At 76.3% G+C, this 23074-nt stretch carries 20 protein-coding genes and 1 pseudogene; 11 read left to right on the plus strand and 10 right to left on the minus strand.

Translation table 11 applies throughout. The annotated features are described in order from the left end of the window. Positions 1-2 precede the first annotated feature (2 nt). Together BGO37_RS16460 and BGO37_RS16465 are read right to left on the minus strand one after the other, a co-directional pair. Complete coding sequence (locus BGO37_RS16460; RefSeq protein ID WP_291756679.1) at positions 3-680, minus strand: metal-dependent transcriptional regulator; 678 nt, start codon at positions 678-680, stop codon at positions 3-5. Positions 681-697: 17 nt separating this feature from the next. Then, positions 698-2497, minus strand: coding sequence for a hypothetical protein (locus BGO37_RS16465; RefSeq protein WP_291756681.1), 1800 nt, complete (start codon positions 2495-2497; stop codon positions 698-700). A gap of 84 nt (positions 2498-2581) precedes the next feature. Between BGO37_RS16465 and BGO37_RS16470 the strand changes: the two genes are divergently transcribed. Further along, entirely contained in the window at positions 2582-3433 is an 852-nt protein-coding gene (locus BGO37_RS16470; protein WP_291756683.1) for a CHAD domain-containing protein, read from the plus strand. Positions 3434-3466: 33 nt separating this feature from the next. Here the strand turns inward: BGO37_RS16470 and BGO37_RS16475 are convergent, their stop codons facing one another. Then, complete coding sequence (locus BGO37_RS16475) at positions 3467-4099, minus strand: hypothetical protein (protein ID WP_291756685.1); 633 nt, start codon at positions 4097-4099, stop codon at positions 3467-3469. 61 nt (positions 4100-4160) lie between these two features. On the opposite strand from BGO37_RS16475, the gene BGO37_RS16480 reads away from it, so the two are divergent. Beyond that, on the plus strand, positions 4161-4667 hold the full coding sequence (locus BGO37_RS16480; protein ID WP_291756688.1) for an NUDIX domain-containing protein: 507 nt from the start codon (positions 4161-4163) through the stop codon (positions 4665-4667). Positions 4668-4698: 31 nt separating this feature from the next. On the opposite strand, the gene BGO37_RS16485 is transcribed toward BGO37_RS16480, so the two are convergent. Next, entirely contained in the window at positions 4699-7365 is a 2667-nt protein-coding gene (locus BGO37_RS16485) for a phosphoenolpyruvate carboxylase (protein ID WP_291756690.1), read from the minus strand. Between the two features lie 98 nt (positions 7366-7463). Between BGO37_RS16485 and BGO37_RS16490 the strand changes: the two genes are divergently transcribed. Continuing rightward, positions 7464-7952 carry a MarR family transcriptional regulator gene (locus BGO37_RS16490; RefSeq protein WP_291756692.1) on the plus strand — a complete coding sequence of 163 codons (489 nt, stop codon included), beginning with the start codon at positions 7464-7466 and terminating at the stop codon, positions 7950-7952. Positions 7953-7981: 29 nt separating this feature from the next. On the opposite strand, the gene BGO37_RS16495 is transcribed toward BGO37_RS16490, so the two are convergent. Then, a complete protein-coding gene (locus BGO37_RS16495) occupies positions 7982-9151 on the minus strand; it encodes a MarP family serine protease (protein WP_291756694.1) in 1170 nt (389 codons plus the stop codon). 153 nt (positions 9152-9304) lie between these two features. Here BGO37_RS16495 and BGO37_RS16500 point away from each other — a divergent pair, with 153 nt between their 5' ends. Further along, complete coding sequence (locus tag BGO37_RS16500; RefSeq protein WP_291756697.1) at positions 9305-9553, plus strand: DUF2630 family protein; 249 nt, start codon at positions 9305-9307, stop codon at positions 9551-9553. Positions 9554-9608: 55 nt separating this feature from the next. Next, a complete protein-coding gene (locus BGO37_RS16505; RefSeq protein WP_291756698.1) occupies positions 9609-11033 on the plus strand; it encodes an MFS transporter in 1425 nt (474 codons plus the stop codon). Positions 11034-11040: 7 nt separating this feature from the next. Here BGO37_RS16505 and BGO37_RS16510 read toward each other — a convergent pair whose 3' ends face one another. The 3 genes from BGO37_RS16510 to BGO37_RS16520 all read right to left on the minus strand — a co-directional run bounded on the left by BGO37_RS16510 (position 11041) and on the right by BGO37_RS16520 (position 14030). Continuing rightward, positions 11041-11652, minus strand: a complete 612-nt coding sequence (locus BGO37_RS16510; RefSeq protein ID WP_291756700.1) for an HdeD family acid-resistance protein — start codon at positions 11650-11652, stop codon at positions 11041-11043. Positions 11653-11784: 132 nt separating this feature from the next. Beyond that, positions 11785-12855, minus strand: coding sequence for a DUF2252 family protein (locus tag BGO37_RS16515; protein WP_291756701.1), 1071 nt, complete (start codon positions 12853-12855; stop codon positions 11785-11787). Continuing rightward, positions 12852-14030 (minus strand): cation:proton antiporter, encoded by a 1179-nt coding sequence (locus BGO37_RS16520; RefSeq protein WP_291756704.1) that lies wholly within the window; start codon positions 14028-14030, stop codon positions 12852-12854. The genes BGO37_RS16515 and BGO37_RS16520 overlap by 4 nt, the downstream gene beginning before the upstream one ends. 203 nt (positions 14031-14233) lie before the next feature. Here BGO37_RS16520 and helR point away from each other — a divergent pair, with 203 nt between their 5' ends. Beyond that, positions 14234-16375 (plus strand): RNA polymerase recycling motor ATPase HelR, encoded by a 2142-nt coding sequence (helR, locus tag BGO37_RS16525; RefSeq protein WP_291756707.1) that lies wholly within the window; start codon positions 14234-14236, stop codon positions 16373-16375. A gap of 6 nt (positions 16376-16381) precedes the next feature. On the opposite strand, the gene BGO37_RS16530 is transcribed toward helR, so the two are convergent. Together BGO37_RS16530 and BGO37_RS16535 are read right to left on the minus strand one after the other, a co-directional pair. After that, positions 16382-16858 carry a hypothetical protein gene (locus BGO37_RS16530; RefSeq protein ID WP_291756709.1) on the minus strand — a complete coding sequence of 159 codons (477 nt, stop codon included), beginning with the start codon at positions 16856-16858 and terminating at the stop codon, positions 16382-16384. A 108-nt stretch (positions 16859-16966) separates the two neighbouring features. Further along, complete coding sequence (locus BGO37_RS16535) at positions 16967-17776, minus strand: hypothetical protein (RefSeq protein WP_291756711.1); 810 nt, start codon at positions 17774-17776, stop codon at positions 16967-16969. Between the two features lie 147 nt (positions 17777-17923). Here BGO37_RS16535 and BGO37_RS16540 point away from each other — a divergent pair, with 147 nt between their 5' ends. From BGO37_RS16540 to BGO37_RS16560, 5 genes and pseudogenes are all read left to right on the plus strand, one after another. Further along, positions 17924-19051 carry an alpha/beta hydrolase-fold protein gene (locus tag BGO37_RS16540; RefSeq protein ID WP_291756713.1) on the plus strand — a complete coding sequence of 376 codons (1128 nt, stop codon included), beginning with the start codon at positions 17924-17926 and terminating at the stop codon, positions 19049-19051. Between the two features lie 88 nt (positions 19052-19139). Beyond that, the gene (locus BGO37_RS16545) at positions 19140-20504 is read left to right on the plus strand and encodes a sensor histidine kinase (protein WP_291756716.1); all 1365 of its coding nucleotides are present in this window, start codon (positions 19140-19142) and stop codon (positions 20502-20504) included. 23 nt (positions 20505-20527) lie between these two features. Continuing rightward, positions 20528-21190: a response regulator transcription factor gene (locus tag BGO37_RS16550; RefSeq protein WP_291756843.1), complete on the plus strand. Its 663-nt coding sequence runs from the start codon at positions 20528-20530 to the stop codon at positions 21188-21190. A 188-nt stretch (positions 21191-21378) separates the two neighbouring features. Beyond that, positions 21379-22449, plus strand: a pseudogene (locus BGO37_RS16555) (acyltransferase family protein); the annotation flags it as partial. A gap of 67 nt (positions 22450-22516) precedes the next feature. Next, positions 22517-23053, plus strand: coding sequence for a YdeI family protein (locus tag BGO37_RS16560; protein WP_291756845.1), 537 nt, complete (start codon positions 22517-22519; stop codon positions 23051-23053). Positions 23054-23074: the final 21 nt, after the last annotated feature.

Raw genomic sequence — 23074 nt, forward strand, 5'->3', positions numbered from 1 at the left:
CGTCACGGGGCGGTGAGCCAGATCGCCGACGCCGCCGGCTCGGCGAGGTCGACGCGCGCGCCGTCGGCGAACGTCACCGACACCACGCCGGCGACGTCCTGCCTGGCCACCGTGACGTCCGCGTCGAGGACGAGGCCGACCGAGGCGACGTAGCGCAGCAGGTCCGGGTCGGCGTCGGAGATCCGCGCGACCCGCCACCGCCCCGGCGCGCTCTCCCACAGGGTGTGCGCCGGCGGCACCCGCACCGTGCCGTCCGCGCCCGGGATGGGATCGCCGTGGGGATCGCGGTCCGGGTTGCCGAGCAGGGTCGCGACGCGCTCGACGAACGCGTCCGAGACCGCGTGCTCCAGCTCCTCCGCCTCGTCGTGCACCTCGTCCCACGCGTAGCCGAGCTGCGCCACGAGGAAGGTCTCGAGGAGCCGGTGGCGGCGCACCATCTGCAGGGCGTGCGCGCGGCCCAGCTCGGTCAGGCCGACCGCGCCGTACGGCTGGTGGCTGACGAGCCCGGCGTCGACCAGCCGGCGCACGGTCTCGGACACCGTCGACGTGCCGACGCCGAGGCGCGCCGCCAGGGCCTTGGTGGTCACCGGCCGGTCGCTCCACTCCTGGGCGGACCAGATGACCTTCAGGTAGTCCTGCGCGACCGGGGTCAGCAGCTGCGTGGCGCCGGGCTCGATCACGCTGCCAGCGTAGGGCCCTACTGGTACGTCACGAGGTCCGGCGTGGGCTGGATCGCGTACGTCCCGACGGGGTCGAGCATCGCCGGCTTGTCCTCGTCGTAGAAGTTCTTCCACCCCCAGTGGACGCCGGCCGGCGCACCCTGCCGGATGGCGTTCCACGTGCCGACCTTCGCGGGCTGGCTGCCCTGGCCGTCGACGTGGATCACGACCGCGAGCTCGTCGTGCGAGGTGTCGAGGCGGTCCCGGCCGGCGATCATGCTCAGCGCGAACTCGTGCAGCACGAGCGCCTTCTGCGGGAGGTGGTGGTCCCGGACGAGCTGGGCCAGCCAGGCGGACACCGCGTTGACCTCGTCGACGTCAACGTGGCCGATCTGCTTGAGGTGCACCTGGGTAGGCCCCAGCCGCCACTCGGGGTCCAGCGCCAGGCTCACGTAGGGCAGCTCGAGCAGCGGCTGGTACTCCTGCGCCTGCGTGAGGAAGTCGGTGCGCCCCGGCTGCAGGTCGAGCACCACGCTCATGCCGGCCGCCCCGGCCGCCTGCACCAGCGGCAGCAGGTCTGCGACGGGTCGCTCCTGGGAGTAGTTGCCGTCCGTGCCGGGGCCGGCGGAGGCGATGGTCGCGATGATCTCGACGCCCGGGACCACGGTGTCGGCGGTCAGCGCGCGGTAGGGCTCGGCGTGCGCCTGCGCGCGGGCGATCGTCGCGGGCACGTCCTGCTCGCCGAGCACGCCGAGCGCCGGCGTCCCCGGGCTGCCGTAGATGGAGACGTACCGCTTGCCGGGCAGCGCCTCGTCCTGCGGGAAGTACAGCTGGCCGCCGCCCGGCAGCTCGACGCCGGTGGTCGCCGTGGCGACGCGCTCGGCCAGGCGATCGCCGGGGCCGAACGCGGCACCGAGGGCGAGGACGTGGGCCGGCGTGGCCCGCGCGAGCGCCTGGACGGCCGACGAGGTGGCGCGCGGGTCCGCCCCCGGGGCGTCGACGAGCGGCAGGCCGGCCGCGCGGACGGTCGCCAGCACGGCCGGCGGCACGGTCCCGGCGCCGGTGAGCGCCACGGTGGCGGCGACGGCGGCGGGTGGGCTCGTGCGCGGCAGCGTCGGGACCAGCGGTTCGGCCGCGGCGAGCACCGGGCTCGCCAGCACGGGCTGCGTCCGTCCCGGTCCCGGGTCCCCCGCCGCGACCGCGCCGACGACGACGGCGGTCGCCGAGGCGGCCAGGACGGTGGGGCGCGGGCGGGCCAGGCGACCCACGGCCGCGGCCTCGTCGCCGGGTGCCACCGGCGCCGTCGATCCGAAGGCCGCGCCGGTCGCACGGGTCAGGGCGGCGCCGCCCGCCCCGCCGGGCAGCCGCACGACGACCACGCCCCGCGGCGCGGGGGCCGGGCCGACGACGAGCACGGCGACGGTGCGCAGGCGGGTCAGCTCGGCCGCGAGGCCCGGCTCGGTGACGCCGCCGGACGCCGCTGCAGCGGGCGGTGTGAGCAGCAGGGGCGCCCCCAGCGCGACCGCGGCAGATGCCGCGGTGAGCTGCCCGGCGGTGTCGTCGGCGGCGGCGAGCACGGCGACCGGGGCGGCGGCGTACAGCGCGCGGCTGGCGGCCAGCGCCGCCTGGACCGGGTCCGTGACGTCGACGACCACCGCCGGCTCGGCCGGAGCGACGGCGCGGATCGGCAGCGGCCCGGACGTGCGCGACGGCGACGGGGGCGCGCCGGTGGGCGTCGTCACCGCGGGCGACGGACCGGTGCCGGCGGTGCACCCGGCCAGCAGGACGAGCGCGGGGACCACGAGCGCGACGAGGCGTCGCCGGGCCCTCGTCCGCACCACGCCACCTCCCGCCGTCGCCGGTCCGCCAGTCTAGGAGGCGCATCGCGCGACGGGCAGGAGGCCGAGGGCCAGGATCGGGCCATGGGCGGCACGCGGGACGCGGTGGCGGAGCTCGCGCGCGGGTACGTCGCCCTGCAGGCCGCCCGCCTGCGCAGTCTCGGCCCGGCGGCCACCGCCGGCGACGACGACGCGGTCCACGACGCCCGCACCGCGACACGCCGGCTGCGCACCGCGCTCGGCGTCTGCGCGCCGCTGGTGGCGGACGGTACCCGGCTGCGCGACGGGCTGCGCGGCGTCGGCCGCACGCTCGGCGCCGTCCGGGACCCCGCCGTCGAGCTCACCTGGTTGCGCGAGGCGCTCGACTCCCTGCCGCACGACGACGGCCGGGCGCGGGCCCGCCTGGTGGAGAACCGGCTGGCCGCCCGGCAGGCCGGCCTCGTCGTCCTGCGCCGCCAGCTGCGGTCCGCGGCGCACGGCCGGCTGCTGGCGGACCTCGATGCCGCGGTCCTCGGTGCCTGGTCGCCCGACGAGGGCCGCATCCTCCACCGCGCCGCCCGGGAGTGGCGCCGGCTCGACCGCGCGCTGGCGGCAGCCGACGCGGCGGGGCACGACGAGCGCGACGCCGCCCTGCACGCCGCCCGTCGCCAGGCGCGGCGCGCACGCTACGCGGCCGAGCTCGTGGGCGCGCCGGCCGGGCGCAGCGTCGAGCGGGCGGAGCGGGTCCAGGAGACGCTCGGCCGGCAGCACGACGCGGTGCTCGTCCGAGCCGTGCTCGCCGAGGTCGCCACGCAGGCCGGTGCCGCGGGCGAGGACCTGTCCGCCTACGACCGGCTCGCCGAGCGCGCCGCGCGCGCGGCCGCGCGCGCGGAGGACGACGCCCGACGCGCGGCCCGCCGGGCCCGGGCCACCGGGCACCGCCGCTGGATGCCGTAGGGCACCCCGTCGGCGGAGCGGCAGAGGCCGTGCCTAGATGTCGACCCGACGGTTGGTGCCGAGCTCGGTGAGGAACGTCGGCCCGCGGGCGGCGAGCTCGGCGGCGAAGTCGTCGGCCCACGTCGAGTACGGCCTGCTGGCCAGCGCGTCGTTGGCGAACCGCGGGTCCACCGTCACCTCGGTGACGGCGAACGTCGGGATGGCCAGGTCGGTCACGGGGCCGCCCCGCTCCACCTCGGCGATGACGAGCGGGGCGTTGCGGCCGGCGAAGACGTCGATCACCCAGCCGTCCTCGCCGAGCCAGATCGCGTGCCGCAGCTTGGCGACGCGCTGCCCGCCGCGGCGCACCAGCTCGACCGCGACGGTGGGGTCGATCTCCCGCTCCGCCTCGTACCGCGTGCCGGCCACCATCGGGCCCTTGACCGTGATGGCGCCGAAGTCGACGCCGTCGACGTGGGCCTCCAGCAGCGCGAGCTCGTCGGCGGCCGGGTCGACCTGCGCCGGCACGCCCGGCACCTGCGCGCGGACGCGGACCGCGTAACCCTCGTCGGACAGCAGGTAGCTCTGCACGATGAGCGCGGGCGTCGTCTCCAGCAGGCCGGCGGGCACGTCCCGCACGACGAAGCGGCGCTCGAACTCGAAGTCGCCGTACCCCTGCTCGCTCATCGCGGCCTCCTCGTCATCGACGGTTGCGAGCCTAGAGCGCCACCGTGCCAGACTCCGGGACATGGACGACGCGCCGCAGCGGTACGCCCCCGACTCCCACCTCGACGGCCGCACGCTGCTGGTCGCGGCCGCGTACGTGGTGCTGTGCCGGCCGGGGGCGGAGCACCACGAGGTGCTGCTCCAGCTGCGCCGCGGCACCGGGTACATGGACGGCCACTGGGCGACGCTCGCGGGGCACGTCGACCCCGGGGAGTCGGTCCACGAGGCCGCGGTGCGCGAGGCCGCCGAGGAGGCCGGCATCGACATCGACCCCGCCGACCTGGTCCCGCTGACCGTGCTGCACCGCTTCGAGCGCGGCGGCCCGGCCGTCGAGCAGCGCGTCGACGTCTTCTTCACGGCGACCCGCTGGCGGGGGGTGCCCACGGTCCGCGAGGTCGACAAGGCTGCCGCGATGGGCTGGTTCCCCCTCGACGAGCTGCCCGAGCCGGTGGTGCCGCACGAGCGGCTCGTGCTCGAGACGCTCGCCAGCGGCTCGCCCGTGCCGGCGGTGCTGTCGCTCCCGGGCTGACCGGCCCCCGGCCCGCGCACGGGCCGGCGCGTCAGCCGGTGTTCTGCAGCCCGGCGGCCACGCCGTTGACGCTGATGAGCAGCAGGCGGCGCAGGTCGTCGGCGTGCTCGGAGGTCTCACCGGTGCGCAGCCCGCGCAGCGCGCGCAGCTGCAGCAGGCTCAGCGAGTCCACGTAGGGGTTGCGCAGCTGGACGGCGCGCCCGAGCACCTTGCGGTTCTCGAGGATCGCCTGGGCGCCCGTGGCGGCCAGGACCCACTTCTTCGTCAGCGCCATCTCGTCCAGCACGGCCGCCGCGAGCTCGTCGCGCGCCCCGAGGGCCAGGTACCGCGCGGCGATCCGTTCGTCCGTCTTGGCCAGCGACATCTCGGCGTTGTCGATGAGCGTGTTGAAGAGCGGCCACTCCTGGTAGGCGGTGCGGACCAGCTCCGGGTCGCCCACCGCCTGCAGGCCGGACCCGAGGCCGTACCAGCCGGCGAGGTTGATGCGGGCCTGCGACCAGGAGAACACCCACGGGATGGCGCGCAGGTCGTCCAGGCTGGAGACGGTGAGGCCGCGCCGGGCCGGGCGGGAGCCGATCGGCAGCAGGCCGATCTCCTCCAGCGGCGTCACCTCGGCGAACCACTCCGGGAAGCCCGGCGCGCGCACCAGCGCGTGGAACCGCTCGCGCGAGGCCTCGTCGAGCGCCGTCGCCAGGTGGGCGAACCGGCGGGTGGCGTCCGCGTTGAGCTTCTCCACGGACGGCGCGCCCTGCAGGAGGGTGGCCGCGGTCACCTGCTCGATGTGCCGCGCCGCGATGGTCGCGTCGCCGTACCGGGCGAAGATCACCTCGCCCTGCTCGGTCAGCTTGAAGCGGCCGTCCACGGAGCCCGGCGGCTGCGCGAGCAGCGCGCGGTTGGCGGGGCCGCCGCCACGGCCCAGCGCGCCGCCCCGGCCGTGGAAGAGCGTGAGGCTGATGCCGTGGTCCCTCGCCCACGCCGTGATCTCGCGCTGCGCCTGGTCGAGGGCGAGCGTGGCGGACACCGGGCCGACGTCCTTCGACGAGTCGGAGTACCCGAGCATCACCTCGAGGCGCCGGCCGGTCTGGCTCAGCCGCCGCTGCACCTGCGGCAGCGCGAGCGAGCCGTCGAGGATCTGCACCGAGTGCCGCAGGTCGGCGAGGGTCTCGAACAGCGGGATGACGTCGAGGACCGGGATCTCGTCGTCCGCCCCGATGTAGGCGTACTCCGCGAGCTTGTAGACGGCGGCCAGGTCGTCCACCGACTGCGTGAACGACACGATGTACCGCCGCACCGCGGCGACACCGAAGCGGCGCTGCACCGTGCCGATGGCCCGGAACGTGTCCAGCACCTCGAGCGTCTGCGGGGCCAGCACGCCGTCCATGCTGTGGGCCTCGACGTCGGCGATGGCCGCGGCGTGCACCGCCGAGTGCTGGCGCACCTCGAGCTCGGCGAGGTGGAAGCCGAACGTGCGCACCTGCCACCGCAGCTTCTGCAGACGGCCGTAGGCGGCGCGGTTCGCCCCGCCCCGCGCCAGCGACTCCTGCACGACGACCAGGTCGGCCTCGAGGGCGTCCGCGTCGCGGTAGGCCAGGTCGGCGTCCCGGCGTCGCGTGGCGGCGATGCGGTCCGCGATGACCAGCAGCGCGCGCCGGTGCGGCTCGTTCGGCGAGTCGGCCGCGATCCGGCCGGTCAGCGCGTCCGCCAGCGCGCGCTGCCGCTGCCAGAGCGAGGTGAGCGCGCTCGACGCCGGCGCGCTGCCGACGTCCAGCGTCAGGCCGTCGGCCGCGGCCCGCGCGGAGGCCTCGAGCGCCGCCAGGGCGTGGTCGGAGGCCAGCGCCGCCGCCGCGCGCGTCACCTCGGCCGTGACGTTGGGGTTGCCGTCGCGGTCGCCGCCGATCCACGTGCCGAGCCGCGCCCAGGGGCGCACCACGGGCGCGGTGGTGCCGGCGCGGTCGCCGAGCAGCCAGTCGTCCAGTCGGCGGTAGACCGCCGGCAGGGTGTCCGCCAGGGTCGCGTCGAACACGTCGAGGACGGTGGCCACCTCGTCGAGCACCGTCGGCTTGGAGGCGCGCAGCGGCGACGTGCGCCACAGCGTGTCGATCTCGGCGAGCAGCCTGCGCTCGTTCTCGGCCAGCGTCATGCCGCCGGGGTGCCGGTCGTCGCGCTCCGCGACGAGCGCCGCGATCCGCCGGATCGCCCGCGCCACCGCCCGGCGCCGTGCCTCGGTGGGGTGGGCCGTGAAGACGGGCCGGAACTCGAGGCGCTGCAGCCGCGCGCGGGCCTCGTCCTCGCCCACCTCGGCCGCCAGCTGCGCGTACGCGGCGGGCAACGAGTCGTCGGGCGCGAGCTGCTGCGGCGGCAGCGAGGCCTCGCGCTCGCGCAGCACGCGGACGCGGTGGTACTCCTCGGCCAGGTTCGCCAGGTGGAAGTAGCAGGTGAACGCGCGGGCCACCTGCTCGGCCCGCTCGAGGGTGAAGCCCGCCACCAGGGCCTCGGCCTCCGCGAGCGCGGCGGGCTCGGGTTCGTCGTGCGCCCGGATCGCCAGCTCGCGCAGCTTCTCGACGTCCTCGTACAGCGACTCGTCGGTCTCGCGCAGCACCCGGCCGAGCAATCCGCCCAGCAGGCGCACGTCGTTGCGCAGCGGCTCGGGGACCTCGTGCCGAGCCAGGCCGCGCGCGGGGACGTCGGGAGTGGTCACGGGCCCCACCGTAGGGCCAAGGTCCTGACCTCGTCGCCGCCGTCCATGTCCGGCCGCGACTTTGCTTGTACTGTCAACTTTTCGCCTAGGCTGGGCGCATGACGACGCCGGACGAGGTCCGCTGGCTGACGGCCGACCAGCTGCGCGCGTGGGTGGGCCTGCTCTCGGTCGCCGAGCTGCTGCCGGCGGCGCTCGACTCCCAGCTGCGCCGCGACGCCGGTCTCACGCACTTCGACTACCAGGTGCTCGCGATGCTCTCCGAGGCACCGGGCAGGTCCCTGCGCATGACCACACTCGCGCAGCGCACCAGCGCGACGCTCCCCCGGCTCTCGCACGTCGTCGAACGGCTGGAGGGCCGGGGGTTCGTCGTGCGCACCCCGGACCCGGACGACGCCCGCGCGACCCGCGCGTACCTGGCGGAGCCCGGGTGGGACACGCTCGTCGCCGCGGCGCCGGGGCACGTCGTCAACGCGCGCGCCCTGGTCATCGACGCGCTGACCGACGAGCAGGTCTCCCAGCTCGAGAGCATCACGGGGGCGCTCCTGGCCCGCCTGGACCCGGAGGACCGGCTGGCCCGCCGCGGCTGAGCGGGTGCGCCGGCGTGGTCACCGCGTGATCACCGCGTGCACGCCCCCGAGGACACCGCCGTGCGGAGCGACTCCGCCTGCGCCACGACCGGCATCAGCTCGGCCGTCGTCATCGCGAAACCGAGGTTCGGGTCCTGGTCGGCCCTGGCGAAGACGATGCCGGCGGCCTTGCCGTCGGTGGTCAGCAGCGGGCCGCCGGAGTTGCCGGGACGCACCGTGGCGGCCAGCGAGTACACCTCACGTTCGTGCGACCCCTGGCCGTAGATGTCCGGGATCGGCGCCGTCGTCACCGAGATCACCTTGGCGCCGCCCGACGTCAGCGGGCCACCGTAGGGATAGCCCTGCACCACCGCGACGCTGCCCGCGGCCAGCGTGGGCACGATCGGCAGCGGAGGGGCGGTCAGCCCGTCCACCGCGATGACGGCGAGGTCGTTCGCCGGGTCGAGATAGACGATCCGGCCCTGCCGCGCGCGCTGCCCGGGGACCTCGACGAGGGGCCGGTCGACACCGGCAACGACGTGCGCGTTCGTGATCACCCGGCCGGGCGCGACGACGAAGCCCGAGCCGGTGGAGCTGATGCCGCACGCGTAGGCGGTGCCGGCGATCCGCGCCACGGAGCGGGACGCCTGCACGAGCGCGGGGTCGGCGAGGTTGACGTCCGGGATCGGCGGCGCGCTGCCGGGCAGCAGCGCGTCCAGCGTCGGCAGCCCCTGGGACAGCACGTCGTTGCGCAGCTGCGCCAGCGTGCGGCTGACGGGCGCCGGCGTGAGCCGGTCGATCGTGCGCAGCACCGACGACGACGCGATCGCGGGCGCCACGACCGGCGACCCGGTGGCGACCAGCGCGGACCCGACGAAGGACATCGCGATCGCGGCCACGACCAGGTTCGCGACGCCCCCGAGGACGCGGTCCACGCCCCGCAGCGGCGTGCGGTCGACGCCGCGACGCGCGACGCGTCCCACCGCGCCGCCGAGCGAGGCACCCAGCAGCGGTAGCGCGAGCGCCACCACGACGACGAGGGGGCCGCGCCAGGCGCTCGACGGCAGCGCGTCGTTGACGGGGGGCACCAGCCAGAACGCCGCGACGCCTCCGACGACGAGGCCGAGCAGACCGCCCAGGGTGCCGAGGAACCCGCGCGAGAGCCCGCCGGCGAACGCGGCGAGCAGGATGACGAGGAGCAGCAGGTCGACGACGAGCATCAGCGACATCCTGGTGCCTGGCGGCGCCGGTCGCTCGTCGGTCCACGGCGCGGCGGCTCGCGATCCACCAGCCGCCCGGCCGGCGCTCTTGCCACCTGGCGGCGGCCGGGTGACAGTTGCGTCGACCGGTCCGGCACGACGAGGAGGGCCCACATGGCCGACGACGCGGAGATCTCGCACCGGATCGGCGCGCTCGTCGACGAGGAGAAGCGCCTGCGGGAGCAGCTGACCGCGGGGCAGATCGCCCGCGACGACGAGCACTCGCGCCTGGCGGCCATCGAGGTGGAGCTCGACCAGTGCTGGGACCTGCTGCGCCAGCGCGCGGCTCTGCGCGACGCCGGCGGCGACCCCGCGAGCGCGACGGTCCGTCCCGCATCCGTCGTGGAGAACTACCAGGGCTGACCGGCCGACGAGCGGGCGGGCTGACCGGCATGCGCACGAGCGCGGCGAGGCGGCCATGACGCCCGCCCAGCGCCGCGTCCTCGTCGTCGCGATCCTGGCGACCTTCATCGCCTTCCTCGACGGGACCGTGGTGACCGTCGCGCTGCCGGCCATCGCGCGCGACCTGGCCGGGACGGGCGAGCAGGCCCTCGTGCTGCAGCAGTGGGTGGTGGACGCGTACCTGGTGACGCTCGGCTCGCTCATCCTCGTCGCGGGGTCCCTCTCGGACGTCTACGGCCGCCGCCGCGTGCTGGCCGCGGGCCTGGTCGGGTTCGCGGTCGCGTCCGCGGCCTGCGCGATCGCCCCGACCGGGGCCGTCCTCGTCGCGGCGCGGGCGGTCCAGGGCGTCGGCGGCGCACTGCTGGTGCCGAGCTCGCTGGCGATGATCGTGTCCGCGTTCGAGGGCGAGGCGCAGGGGCGGGCGATCGGGCGGTGGACCGCGTACTCCGGCATCGCCGGGCTCATCGGCCCGTTCGTCGGCGGGGTGCTGGTGGACCACCTGTCCTGGCGGTGGGTCTTCTGGATCACGGTGCCCGCGGCCGTGGTCACGCTGCTGCTGCTGCGCGGCGTGGCCCCCGGCTCCGTCCGCACCGGCCGGCGGATCGACACACGCGGCGCGGTGCTGGCCGCCGTCGGTCTCGCGGGCACGGTGTCCGCGCTCATCGAGGGCGAACGGCTCGGGTGGACGGACTGGCGGGTGTCCGTCCCGCTGGCGGTCGGCGTGCTCGGCCTCGCCGCGTTCCTCGTCGCCGAGCGGCGAGCCGACGACCCGATGCTGCCGCTGCGCCTCTTCGGCGCCCGCAACTTCGCCTGGGGCAACGCCGCCACGGCCGCGATCTACGGGGCGCTCGGGTTCGGCGGGTTCATCGTGACGCTGTTCCTGCAGCAGGTCGCGCACTACCCCGCGACCGCCGCCGGCCTCGCCTCGCTGCCGGTGACGCTCATCATGTTCGGGCTGTCGAGCCGGTTCGGCGCGCTCTCCGGGCGCTACGGCCCCCGGCTGTTCATGACCGCCGGGCCGCTCGTCATCGCCTGCGGCTACCTCCTCCTGCTCAGCACCGACGAGCGGGCGTTCTACTGGACGCAGGTGCTGCCCGGCATGCTGGTGTTCGGGCTCGGGCTGACGATGACGGTGGCGCCCCTGACCGCGGCGGTGCTCGGGTCCGCACCGCCCGCCGACGCCGGCATCGCCTCCGCGGTCAACAACGCGGTGGCACGGGTGGCGGGGCTCGTCGTCGTCGCGCTCGCCGGGGTCATCGTCGGCGGGACGCTCGGCGTCGGCTCGTTCCACACCGCGCTGCTGGTGACGGCCGCGCTGTTCGCCCTCGGCGGCCTCCTCAGCCTCGTCGGGATCCGCAACGCGCCGCACGTCGCGCCGACCGTGGTGCCGGCCGCGGGCGCCGGGGCGGCGGACCGCCCGGGCGGCGCGCCGGGCGTCTGACGGCCGGTCAGCGCCGCGGGAACGGCGCGGGCGGCCCGAAGGTGGTGCGCACGGGACGTGGCTCGACGCGCCACGCCAGCGCCCGGCCGATCTGCACGACGCCGAGCACGACGAGGACGACGCCGACGAGCCACCACAGCGTGGCCACCGCCCACACCGGCGACAGGAGCGCCAGGACGCCGGCCACGATGCTCAGCACCGCGAACACGGCGGTCCAGGCCTTCGACCCCGTCATCATCGGCAGCGTCGTGAGGGCGACGACGCCCTCGACGACCCACACCACGCCGACGACGAGCCCGAGCAGCGTGGCCAGGGACGCCGTCGCGGCCGAGAGGTCGCTGAGCGCGAACCCGCCGGCCAGGACGTAGAGGACCCCGAGCAGGAGGTGGCCCACGCGTCCCCACCCGCTCCGCGCCCGGCTGCCCAGCGCCGCCACGACGTAACCCAGCCCGGCCACGACCAGGTACACCGCGACGATCGCGGTGACGACCATCGCCGACCGGCCCGGCCAGAGCAGCACGAGCAGCCCCACCGTGAAGGCGAGCACGCCGCCCAGGCCGATCGCGCCACGCAGGGCGTCGCCGATGCCGTGCGGGCTCTCCACGACCGCGGACGTCACGGCGACCACCTCCCCTCGACGTCGTGGGCCGCCGGCAGCGGGCCCGAACGCCATCGTCGGCTCACCGCGGCCGTCCCGCTCGTCGGGAACCTCGTCGACGCCCCGGGGCGGCCACACCGGGGCGACGACCGGTCAGGCGTCGTACGAGCGGAAGTCGTCCTTCACCACGGCCGCCATCGTCGCGACCAGCGCCCGGAAGTCCTTGCGTCGCAGCGCCCGCGCCTGTGCCCGCGCCGCCTTCCAGGCCGGCCGGTCGGTCGCGTGCACGTCGGCCGTCGCCCGCGCCATCGAGCGCAGCAGGCGCGACGCATCCTTCGGCCGCAGGCCGGCGAGCTCGATGCGCACGATGTCCGGCGCCAGATCGCGCACCTGCCAGTCGAGCACCCGGGCCGCCGCCGCCGGGCCCCGGACGGTTGCGACGACGCGGGCGTAGAGCCCCTCGCCGGGCTGCGGGAGGCGTCCGTCGAGGCGGGCGGCCCACACGGCCGTGCCCGGGCCGAGCTCCTTGACCTCGCGCGCGTGCCACCGGCCGTCGGCAGCCCGGCCGACCCCGACGCGCCGGCGGTGGCCGAGCGAGCCGGTCCCGGCCTCGTGGACGTGCCACGTCGGCCGCCAGCCGGCCTCGGCGACGTCGACGGCCGCCGCGACCACCGCCGCCGGCAGGTCCGCTGCCGGGTGGCCGCCGGCGAGCCCGTCGTAGAACTTCGCGGGCGAGGCGAACGGCGGCACGAGCGCGCGCAGGTGCGCCGCGCCGGGCTCGGTCACCGCGACGTCGGCGCCGCCCCGCGCCTGCGCGTAGGCGTCGAGGATCGTGTCGCAGACCTCGTCGTCGTCCATCGCGATGTGCGGGGCGAGCGTGGCCGAGACCGCCAGCCGCAGCGGGTCCAGCAGCCACGGGCCCGTCCCCAGCTCGTCGAGGTCGTTGACGCCCCAGCGGCGCACCTGCCTGGCGTCCCGCCACGTGCCGAAGTTCTCCACGTGCAGGTCGCCGACGAGGGGCACGCGCGCGGTGTCGAGGACGCCGCCGGCCCGCTCGACGACCCGGGCCAGCCACAGGTAGTACGTGCCGCGCAGGAACCGGAGCCGGTCGGCGTGCATCTCCGCGTGCTTGCGGGCGACGTCGGCGCGGACCACCGTGATCCGGTCGGCGAGCCAGCGGTCGTAGTCGATCGTCAGCGCCCGCGCGCTGCGTGCGCCGCTCACGCCGGTGCCGCCGCGCTGGGCGCCGCCGGCCCTGGGTCGCTGCCCGCCACCATCCCGGCGCGCGCGGCGAGGCCGCCGCCGGCCACCGCGAGCCCGATGGTGACGATCGCGCCGAGCATGAGCGCGGCCGCCTCCCCCGGTCGCAGCACCCCGAGCTGCGTGCCGATGGTCGCCGCCGACACCGGGACGCCGAGCTGGGCGGCCGCGAGCATGCCGAGGGAGACGGGTTGGCGCAGCAGGCGCGCGACGAGGTGGGCGAGGCAGCCGCCGACACCGAGCGCGACGCCCAGCGCGATCATCCCGGGATGGCTCCCGAACTCGCGCAGGTCGAGCGAGGCGCCCAGCCACACGAAGTACAGCGGCGACAGGAAGCCGTCGGTCAGCGCGAACAGCTGGTGCGCCAGCCGCCGCGGCTCCCCGACCGCCGTGACGGCCAGCCCGAACGCGAACCCGGCCAGCATGATCGACACGTGCGTCGTGACCGCGAGCGCCGCCAGGGCCGCGAGCACCACCAGCTGGATGCGCAGCTCGAGGGCGAAGAGCCGCTGCTCGGACACGTTGTGGGCGCGCCGGCGCAGGCCCGACCGCTCGGCCTGCCGGTACAGCAGCCAGACGACGACCGCCGCGCCGATCACCGCCGCCGCCCCCGCCGCCGCCCGCGGCACGTGCGCCGGGTCGATGGCCAGCGGGAGCGCCACGATGCACGCGGAGTCGGCGATCGCCACCTGCGGCAGCAGGCCGATGATCTGCGGGCCGCCGAGCCGGAGGCTGTCGATGACAGGCAGGATGAGCGCCGCCGACGACGAGGCCATGAGCACCGCGTACAGCGGCACGTGGGGGATCCCCGCGACCCGCGCGACGCCGACCGCCAGCCCTGTCGCGACCAGCCCCACCACGACGGCCCGCACCGCGCCCGACCGCAGGGCCGGGCGCATCGCCGGGTCGCGCAGCGGCACGTGCGTGCCGGCGACGAACATGACGAGGGCGAACCCGATGTCGGCGAGGAACGAGAAGGACGGGTTGCCGGCATCGACGAGGCCCAGGCCGCTCCGGCCGATCGCGATCCCCGCGACGAGCTCGCCCAGGACGATCGGCAGGTGCCAGCCCTTCGGGTAGGCCAGCACGGGGCCCAGCAGGGCGACCAGCCCGATGACCGCCAGCTGCGCGAACGTCACGGCGGCATTGTGGCGCCGACCGGACCCGGCAGCCCTTCAGGACGTGAGCGCGCCGGTCGCGTGCGGCGGGCTGCACCGCCCGCCAGTTTCAACGTATACGGCACGGGGGGTCTTGCGGCAAGGCCCCCCGCGTGGAGCACGATGGCCGGCCGCGCGCCCCACCGCGGCCGCACACTCCACCCAGACACCCGGGAGCCGATGCCGTGACACCGCCCACCACCAGCGCCTTCGCCCTCCCCGCCCGGCTCGCGGCCAAGGCCGACCCGGCGCTCGTCGGCGCCGACGAGGCGCACTTCGCCGCCGTGGCAGCGGCCCTCGAGCGGCAGGTCGCCGACCTCGACGCCCGCCTCGACGCCCAGCGCCGGCTGCCCGCGACGCTCGGCCAGGAGGCGGTGGAGCGGGACCAGGGGATCCGCCGCCTGGCCGCGCGCCTGCGCGTGCTGCGCTCCTACGGCCTGGACCTGTGCCTCGGCCGCATGGTCGCCGCCGGTGACGGAACGCCGGTCTTCGTCGGGCGCCTCGGGCTGGCCGACGAGGACGGCCGCCAGCTGCTCGTCGACTGGCGCTCGCCGGCGGCGGAGCCGTACTTCGGCGCGACCCGCGCGCACCCGATGGGCCTGGCCAGCCGGCGCCGCTACCGCTGGACGGGGGGCCGCGTCAGCGACTACTGGGACGAGGTCTTCGCCCCGGACGGGAGCAACGGCGCGGCGCCCGACGACGAGTCCGCGTTCATCGCCAGCCTCGGCGCCAGCCGCTCGGCGCGCATGCGCGACGTGCTCGCCACGATCGCCGCCGACCAGGACGCGATCATCCGTGCGGGCTCGCGGGGGGCGCTCGTCGTCGACGGCGGTCCGGGCACCGGCAAGACCGTCGTGGCGCTGCACCGGGCGGCCTACCTCCTGTACGCCGACCCGCGCGTGGGCCGGCACCACGGCGGCGTCCTCGTCGTCGGCCCGCACGAGCCGTACCTCGCCTACGTCGAGGACGTGCTGCCCAGCCTCGGCGAGGAGGGCGTGCGCACGTGCACGCTGCGCGACCTCCTGCCGCAGGGCGCGGGTGCCCGGGACGAGCCCGATCCGCGCGTGGCCCGGCTCAAGGCCTCGGCCGCGATGGTGCGCGCGATCGAGCCGGCCGTCGCGTTCTACGAGCGGCCGCCGAGCACGGCCACGACGGTCGAGACGCCCTGGGGCGACGTCCGGCTCGGCCCGGACGACTGGGCCGAGGCCTTCGACGCCGCCGACCCGGGCACCCCGCACAACGAGGCGCAGGACGAGGCCTGGGAGCAGCTGGTGGCGATCGTCGCCGACCGGCTCGACGGCGTGCCCCCGGACGAGCTCGGGCGGGCGCTACGGCGGGACCGCGACCTCGTCACCACGTTCCGGCGGGCGTGGCCGCTGCTCGAACCGACCGACCTCGTCGGCGACCTCTGGACCGTGCCCGCCTACCTGCGCCTGTGCGCACCCTGGCTGGCGGCCGACGAGGTGGCGGCGCTGCAGCGCCCCGACGCGCAGGCGTGGACGGCCTCCGACCTGCCGCTGCTCGACGCCGCCCGGCGCCGGCTCGGCGACCCGGGAGCCGCGCGGCGACGGCGGCAGCGCGCGGCCCTGCTCGCGGACGAGCGGGAGCAGCGCGACCAGGTGATGGAGCACCTCATCGCGAGCGACGACTCGGAGATGCTCGTCATGTCGATGCTCAAGGGCGCCGACCTGCAGGGCGCGCTCGTCGACGAGGCCGCGCTGCCCGGTGTCGACGAGGACCCCCTCGCGGGACCGTTCGCCCATGTCGTCGTCGACGAGGCGCAGGAGCTGACCGACGCGGAGTGGCAGATGCTGCTCGCCCGGTGCCCCTCGCGCAGCCTGACGGTGGTCGGCGACCGGGCGCAGGCCCGGCACGGGTTCACCGAGTCCTGGCGGGAGCGCCTCGAGCGGGTGGGGCTGCGCGACGTCGGCCAGGCGACGCTGACGATCAACTACCGCACACCGCAGGAGGTGATGGCCGAGGCCGAGCCCGTGATCAGGGCCGCGATCCCCGACGCGAACGTGCCGACCTCGGTGCGCGCCACCGGGATCGGCGTGACCCACGGCCCGGCGTCGGACCTGCGAGCCGTCGTCGACGCCTGGCTCGCCGCGCACGACGAGGGCGTCGCCTGCGTCGTCGGCGACCCGGGCTTCGAGCCCGGGCCGCGCGTCCGCTTGCTGACGCCGCAGCTCGCCAAGGGCCTGGAGTTCGACCTGGTGGTGCTCGTCGACCCGGACCGGTTCGGCACGGGTGTCGAGGGCGCGGTGGACCGCTACGTCGCCATGACCCGGGCCACCCAGGAGCTGGTGATCCTGACGTCGCCGTGACATCCCTCAGGCCCGGAGCGCCGTCCGGGTGACGGCCTCGTGGCGCCGGCCCGGGGGCGGCCGCCTCCGCAGCCGGCGCCAGAGCACGACGACGAGTGCGACGCTCGCCGCCACCGCGATGCCCTCGGCGACGGCGGCGAGCGTCTTGTCGGGGAACCAGAACGGCTCGTACATGTCGGGCAGGGGACCGACGGCCCCCACCTGCCGATACACCGAGAGCAGGAGCGCGCCGAGGGCCGAGGCCGAGACGAGGACCGCCAGGACGGCGACGCCGAGTCCGGCGACCGCCGCCCGCCGCAGCACGACGACGAGCACGAGGACCGCCACGACCGCCGCGGCCACGGCCTCCGCGCGGAACAGGTCCCCCTGGCTGAGGCCGCCCGCCTGCCGGTTGGCGTCGTACCCCGGGGCGAGGCGGGCGTGGACCCACGCGTCGACGCCCAACCCGCCCGCGACCAGCAGCCGCAGCACCCACGTGACCATGTCAGCACCCGCTTCCGCCGGAGGTCGGTGAGGTCGACGGGGTGCCACCCTCCCCTGTCGTCGTCCACCGCTCGTCGGTAGAACGACGTCGGGGGCGCGCCGGCTCACTCAGGTCGCCGCGTGCTGCTCCACCTCGTTGCCGGGCGCGCGCGCCAGCACCAGGCAGCCGACGAGCGCCAGCGCGATCGCGACCGCGGCCGGCACCGCCCACCCGGTGCGGACGGTGTCCCCGAGGACGGCCAGCCCCACCGCACCGGGGACGACGACCTCGCCCACCGAGACCAGCGAGGCGGCCAGGCCGGCGGGACCCCGCTCGAGCGCACGCACGTAGGCGACGACCGCGACGAGCCCCGACAGCGCCACCACCAGGGCCATCGGCTGCCACAGGATCGCAGCGAGCGTGCCCGTGGTCCGCGCCGCGCGGACGCCGATCGCCACGCCCGAGTAGCCGAGGGCGCTGGCCAGCCCCATGACCCAGGCCGGCGCCCGGCGGTAGGAGGCCACGGTGCCGACGACGAGCAGCCCGAGGGCGACGAAGACCCACCGCTCGACGGTCGGGCCCGCGCTGACCGCCGGCTGGCTGCCGCCGGCCCCGGCGAGGACGACGAGGCCGCCGACGACGACCGCCGACGCGACCAGGTCGACCGTCCGCAACGGCGTGTGCAGCACCGGGTGCGCGAGGAGCACGACGACGACGAGCGACGACGCGATGACGGTCTCGACGAGGAACAGCGGCAGCCGCGCGAACGCCAGCAGCGACACCAGGAAGCTGAGGCCGTCCAGCGCGAAGCCGCCGAGCACGGCCGGCTGCCGCAGGGCCGACAGGCCCGTGGACCGCCGCGCGCCGAGCGCCTGGAGCACCGTCGCGACGCCGTACCCGACGCTCGCCCCGATCGCGGCCAGCAGCCCGACGATCACGGGTCCTCCCCCCACCCACGGCGGCCGGCCGGTCGGCGCGTCCCGACCTGCACCGTATCTGCACGCACCCCGCGCGGCGACGACGGCTGCGTGACCCCTGGCGCCCCTACCCTCGTCCACGGCGAACGACGAAGCGATGGGCAGGTCATGGGTCTGACGGACATCCCGTTCCTGGTGCTGGTGCTGGCGCTGACGGTCGGGGCGCTGGCGTGGGGCGCCCTGCGCGCACCTCGCGGCACGGGCGCCCGGGGGGTGCTGGCCCGGCTGGGGATCCAGGTGCTCGTCAGCGCGCTCGTGGTGCTCTCGGTGGCCACCGTGCTCAACCGGCAGAACGAGTGGTACGCCAGCTGGGGCGACCTGTTCGGCTCGTCGACGCCGGTCGTCAAGGCCGACGCCGGCGGCGCCGCCCCGCAGGCGGCGCTCCAGGTGGAGCCGACCGGCCCCGGCCTGCCCACCCTGACGCGGCACGAGCTGCCGCCGCTGCCGTCGCCCGGCCGGCGGGACCAGGTGTTCACCGTCACCGGGCAGGCCAGCGGCCTGACCGGCCGGGTCCTGGTCAGCCTCCCCGTCGGCTACGAGGACCCGGCCAACGCCGACCGGTCCTACCCCGTCATCGTCGCGTTCCACGGCTACCCGGGCGCGCCCGAGGTGTGGATGCAGGGCGTCAACCTCGTCCCCTCGCTCGACGCGCTGGGCGGCCGGCACAAGATCGGCCCCGTCATCGTCGTCGCGCCGCAGATCGAGTTCCCGGCGGGGGCGGACACCGAGTGCGTCGACGGCGGCACCGGGCAGCCGCAGGTCGAGACGTGGCTGGCGAAGGACGTCCCGGACGCCCTGGCGGCGCACCTGCGCGTGGCGCGGGACCGCGCGTCCTGGGCCACCCTCGGGTTCTCGTCGGGCGGCTGGTGCGCCGCGATGGTGACGATGCTGCACCCCGACGTGTACGGCGCCGGCGTCGTCCTCGGCGGGTACATGTCGCCGATCTTCGAGAACGCCTACGTGCCGTTCCGGCCCTCGGACGCGGCCTTCAAGCGGTACGAGCTGGTCCATCTCGCCTCGTCGAGCCCGCCGCCGGTCGCGCTGTGGCTGCAGACGAGCAAGGCCGACTCGCTCTCCTACTCCTCGAGCGCGGCGCTGCTGCGGGCGGCGCGCCCGCCGCTGTCGATCCAGTCGCAGGTGGACATCAGCTCCGGCCACCGGATCACGGTGTGGGCCGACGCGATGCCGACCGCGCTGACGTGGCTCGGCACGACCGTGCAGGGGTTCCACGCCTGACCGCCCGGGGGACATCCCCCGTTCCACGACGGCGGATCGCACCCTGCCACTCCCGCCAGGGCACGGCGAGGCTGGGACCATGACCAGCATGAGCGTGCCAGCCACCGGGACGACCCAGGCCGTGTGGGCCGGGCGGGAGCGGCGCGGACCCAACGTCCTCACCGCACCGTTCCACCCCCGCACCTGGCGCGAGCACGGGTACCTCTGGCTGGCGCTGCTGCTGGCGCCGTTCGCGCTGGCCTACGTCATCCTCGTGCCGTCGCTGGCGGCGGGCCTGGTCGTCACGGTCGTGGGGCTCGGGCTCGTCGGCGTCCTGGTGCTCGCCGCGCGCGGCTGGGGCGCGATGTACCGGGGCCTGGCGGCCGGGCTGCTCGACGAGCGGGTCGAGGAACCTCCGGCGTTCGGCCGGCCCCGGGGCTTCTGGCGCGGCCTGTGGGCGATGCTCGGCGACGTCGACGGCTGGCGGGCGCTGCTGTTCATGCTGCTGGCGTTCCCGGCGGCGATCGCCGGCTTCGTCACGAGCGTCACGTTCCTGGCCACGGGCGCCGGCGGGCTGACGTACTGGTACTGGTACCGCTTCCTCCCGCTGCAGGCGGCCACCGACGGCACGCTGCACCGCGGTGCCCAGTTCGGGAACGACTGGTTCGCCGACACGCCCCGCCGGCTGTGGCTCGTCGCGCTCGGCGGGTTCGTGCTGCTCTTCGTCTGGCCGTGGCTCCAGCACCTGTTCGCCCAGCTGTTCCGCGTGCTGACGCGGGCTCTGCTGGGCCCGTCCCGCACCAGCGTCCGCGTCGCGGAGCTGCGCGCCTCCCGGGCGGCCCAGGTCGAGGACGCCGACGCCCGCCTGCGCCGGATCGAGCGCGACCTGCACGACGGCACGCAGGCCCGGCTCGTCGCGGTCGCGATGCAGCTCGGCGAGGCCCGCGAGCAGCTCGCCTCGGGCGACCCCGCGGTGGCCGACGAGCTGCTGAGCACCGCCCACGCCTCGACGAAGGAGGCACTGACCGAGCTGAGGGAGATCGCGCGCGGCATCCACCCGCCGGCCCTCGACAGCGGCCTGGCGATCGCGCTGGAGACCCTCGCGGCGCGCGCGCCGGTGCCCGTGACGCTCACCGTCGACCCGTCGGTGACGGTCGGCCGCGCGCTGTCCCCCGCCGTCGAGTCCATCGCGTACTTCACGGTCGCGGAGCTGGTGACCAACGCCGCCAAGCACGCGGGCGCGTCGGTGGTGCGCGTCAGCCTCGACCGCTCGGACGGCTCCCTGCGGCTCTGGGTGTACGACGACGGTCGGGGTGGCGCGCTCGTCGTGCCCCCCGACGGCACGGGACGCCGGACCGGGCTCGCCGGGCTCGCCGACCGGGTGCGGGCCGTGGACGGAACGTTCGACCTGTCCAGCCCCGCCGGCGGGCCTACGGTGGTCACCGTGACGTTGCCGGCCAGCACCCGATCGTGAGCCACCCGGTCCAGGGCAGGCCGTTGCGGATCATCCTCGCGGAGGACTCGGTCATCCTCCGCGACGGCCTCGCCGCGCTCCTCGGTCGCCGCGGGCACGAGGTCGTCGCGGCGGTGGGTGACGGCGAGGCGCTGCTGGCCGAGGTCGACTCCCTGGTCGCGACCGGGGCGGCTCCCGACGTCGTCGTCGCGGACATCCGGATGCCGCCCTCGCACACCGACGAGGGCCTGCGGGCCGCCCTGACCCTGCGGGCGAGCCACCCTCAGCTCGGGGTCCTGCTCTTCTCGCAGTACGTGGAGACGCGCTACGCCTCCCGGCTGCTCGCCGGCGACGCGCGCGGCGTCGGCTACCTGCTCAAGGACCGCGTGGCCGACGTCGGGGACTTCGTCGACGCCCTCGTCCGGGTCGCCGACGGGCAGACCGTCCTCGACCCCGAGGTGGTCCGCCAGCTGCTCGGCGCCACCGGCGGCCGGGACGCGGGGCTGGAACGGCTGACCGCCCGCGAGCGCGAGGTCCTCGAGCTCATGGCGCAGGGCCGGTCGAACGGCGCCATCGCCGACGCGCTCTACCTCTCGTACGGCGCCGTGGAGAAGAACGTCGCGGCCATCTTCACCAAGCTGGACCTCGAGCCGGACGCCGCCGACCACCGCCGCGTCCTCGCCGTGCTGCGCTACCTCGGCGCCTGAGCGCCGCCGCCAGCCGCGCCGGCGGCTCGCCGCCTCACGAGCGGGGGACAACCCCCGCCCTCCCCTGAGGCCGGCCCACCACCGCGTCGGCGGACCGCCGCCGGCCGTGCGGGGGACCGACCCGTACCGGACATCACCGCAGGTCATGAGGCTGAACGGGTCAGCATCACCGACCCGGAAGGCCCGCCATGGCCACCGTCCTCGCCCGCCCCGCGCCCGCTGCGACGCTCCCCCGGCCGGCGCCGCCCGCGCGGGACACGTTCGTGGACGCCGTCCGCACGCTCGGCACGCTCGGCATCGTCACGCTGCACTGGCTGATGGCCGAGGCGACGTGGGACGGCCGCACGCTCGTCGTCGGCAACGCCCTGCACCACGGCGCGGCCTGGCTGCTGACGTGGCCGATGCAGGTGCTGCCCCTGCTCTTCTTCGCCTCCGGCGCGGCGGCGGCCTACCAGCACGCCGCCGCGGCCACCCGGAGGCGGGCGGCGCTCGGCGGCCGGCTGCGCGCGGTCGCCCGGCCCGTGGCGGTGTTCGCCGCCGTCTGGGCCGTCGCGGCCGTGGGGCTGATCGCCGGCGGGGTGCCCGGTGGCGCCGTGCGCCGCCTGGTCCTCATGGCGCCGCAGCCGCTGTGGTTCCTCCTGGTGTGGCTGGCGCTGCTCGTGCCGGTGCCGGCGCTGGTGCGGGTGTGGCGGCGGTGGCGGTGGCGCGCCCTCGTGGTGGCGGCGGCCGCTCCGCTCGTCGTCGACCTGCTGCGGTTCGGGGCGGGGGTCCGTCCGGCCGCGTGGGCGAACGTGCTCCTGGTGTGGGCCGTGCCGTTCCTGGCCGGCGTCGCCTACGCCGACGACCGGGTCGCCGGCCGTGCGCCCGTGTCGCGACGCGCGCTGTGGGCCGGGCTCGCGGCCGGGCTCGGGGCGATGACGGTCCTCGTCGTCGCGGGCCCCTACCCCCGGAGCATGGTCGGCATGCCGGGCGACGCGATCTCCAACCTCAACCCGCCGACGGCGCCGATCGTCGCCCAGGCGATCGCTCAGGTGTGCGCGGTCCTCCTGCTGCGCGCGACGATCGAGCGCTGGGCGCACGGCCGGGGGCGGCCGCTCCTCGGCTGGCTCGCCCGCCGGTCGATGACCGTGTACGTGTGGCACCTGACGGCGATGTTCGCCGTCGTCGGGCTGGACCTGGTGGCGCTGCACGAGCGGCTGCCCGTGGCGTGGGGAGTCGACTGGTGGGCGAGCCGGCCGGCCTGGTTCGGCGCCTACGGGCTGGTGCTCGCCGGGCTCGTGCGCGTGTTCGGCCGTTTCGAGCGACGGCGATCACCGGTGTCGCAGGGTGCGGCGGGCGTGGCTCGACGAGCACGAGGACGAGCCCGCCGGCGTCTGGCTGGTGCTGGCGAAGAAGGGCACACCCGGCCCGACGTCCCTCACCTACGCCCAGGCCCTCGACGAGGCGCTGTGCAGCGGCTGGATCGACGGCCAGAAGCGCCCCGGCGACGCGGCGACCTTCCGGCAGCGGTTCACGCCGCGCCGGCGGACCTCGATCTGGTCGCAGCGGAACATCGGGCTCGTCGCCGAGCTCGTGACCCAGGGGCGGATGCGCCCGCGCGGCCGGGCCGAGATCGACCGCGCCCGCGCCGACGGGCGGTGGGCGCGGGCCTACGCCGGGGCGGCCACCGCCGAGGTGCCCGACGACCTCGCGGCCGCCCTGGCGGCGTCGCCCGACGCCGCCGCGCTGTTCGAGCGGCTGTCGGCCGCCAACCGCTATGCCGTGCTCCACCGGGTCGCGACCGCCAGCCCGGCCGCCCGGGCCGGGAGGATCGCGACGCTCGTCGGGCGGCTCGCGCGGGGTGAGACGCCGCACCCGCAGTGACGCCCACCGGCGGCGCCCGGT

Origin of the sequence: Cellulomonas sp. 73-92 (genome assembly GCF_001898175.1) — a bacterium.
Taxonomy (GTDB): Bacteria; Actinomycetota; Actinomycetes; order Actinomycetales; family Cellulomonadaceae; genus Cellulomonas.

Coding starts and splice junctions, on each gene's coding strand:
- BGO37_RS16470 (WP_291756683.1), top strand. CDS start 2,582: ATGGGCGGCACGCGGGACGCGGTGGCGGAGCTCGCGCGCGGGTACGTC.
- BGO37_RS16475 (WP_291756685.1), bottom strand. CDS start 4,099: ATGAGCGAGCAGGGGTACGGCGACTTCGAGTTCGAGCGCCGCTTCGTC.
- BGO37_RS16480 (WP_291756688.1), top strand. CDS start 4,161: ATGGACGACGCGCCGCAGCGGTACGCCCCCGACTCCCACCTCGACGGC.
- BGO37_RS16490 (WP_291756692.1), top strand. CDS start 7,464: ATGACGACGCCGGACGAGGTCCGCTGGCTGACGGCCGACCAGCTGCGC.
- BGO37_RS16495 (WP_291756694.1), bottom strand. CDS start 9,151: ATGCTCGTCGTCGACCTGCTGCTCCTCGTCATCCTGCTCGCCGCGTTC.
- BGO37_RS16500 (WP_291756697.1), top strand. CDS start 9,305: ATGGCCGACGACGCGGAGATCTCGCACCGGATCGGCGCGCTCGTCGAC.
- BGO37_RS16505 (WP_291756698.1), top strand. CDS start 9,609: ATGACGCCCGCCCAGCGCCGCGTCCTCGTCGTCGCGATCCTGGCGACC.
- BGO37_RS16530 (WP_291756709.1), bottom strand. CDS start 16,858: ATGGTCACGTGGGTGCTGCGGCTGCTGGTCGCGGGCGGGTTGGGCGTC.
- BGO37_RS16540 (WP_291756713.1), top strand. CDS start 17,924: ATGGGTCTGACGGACATCCCGTTCCTGGTGCTGGTGCTGGCGCTGACG.
- BGO37_RS16545 (WP_291756716.1), top strand. CDS start 19,140: ATGAGCGTGCCAGCCACCGGGACGACCCAGGCCGTGTGGGCCGGGCGG.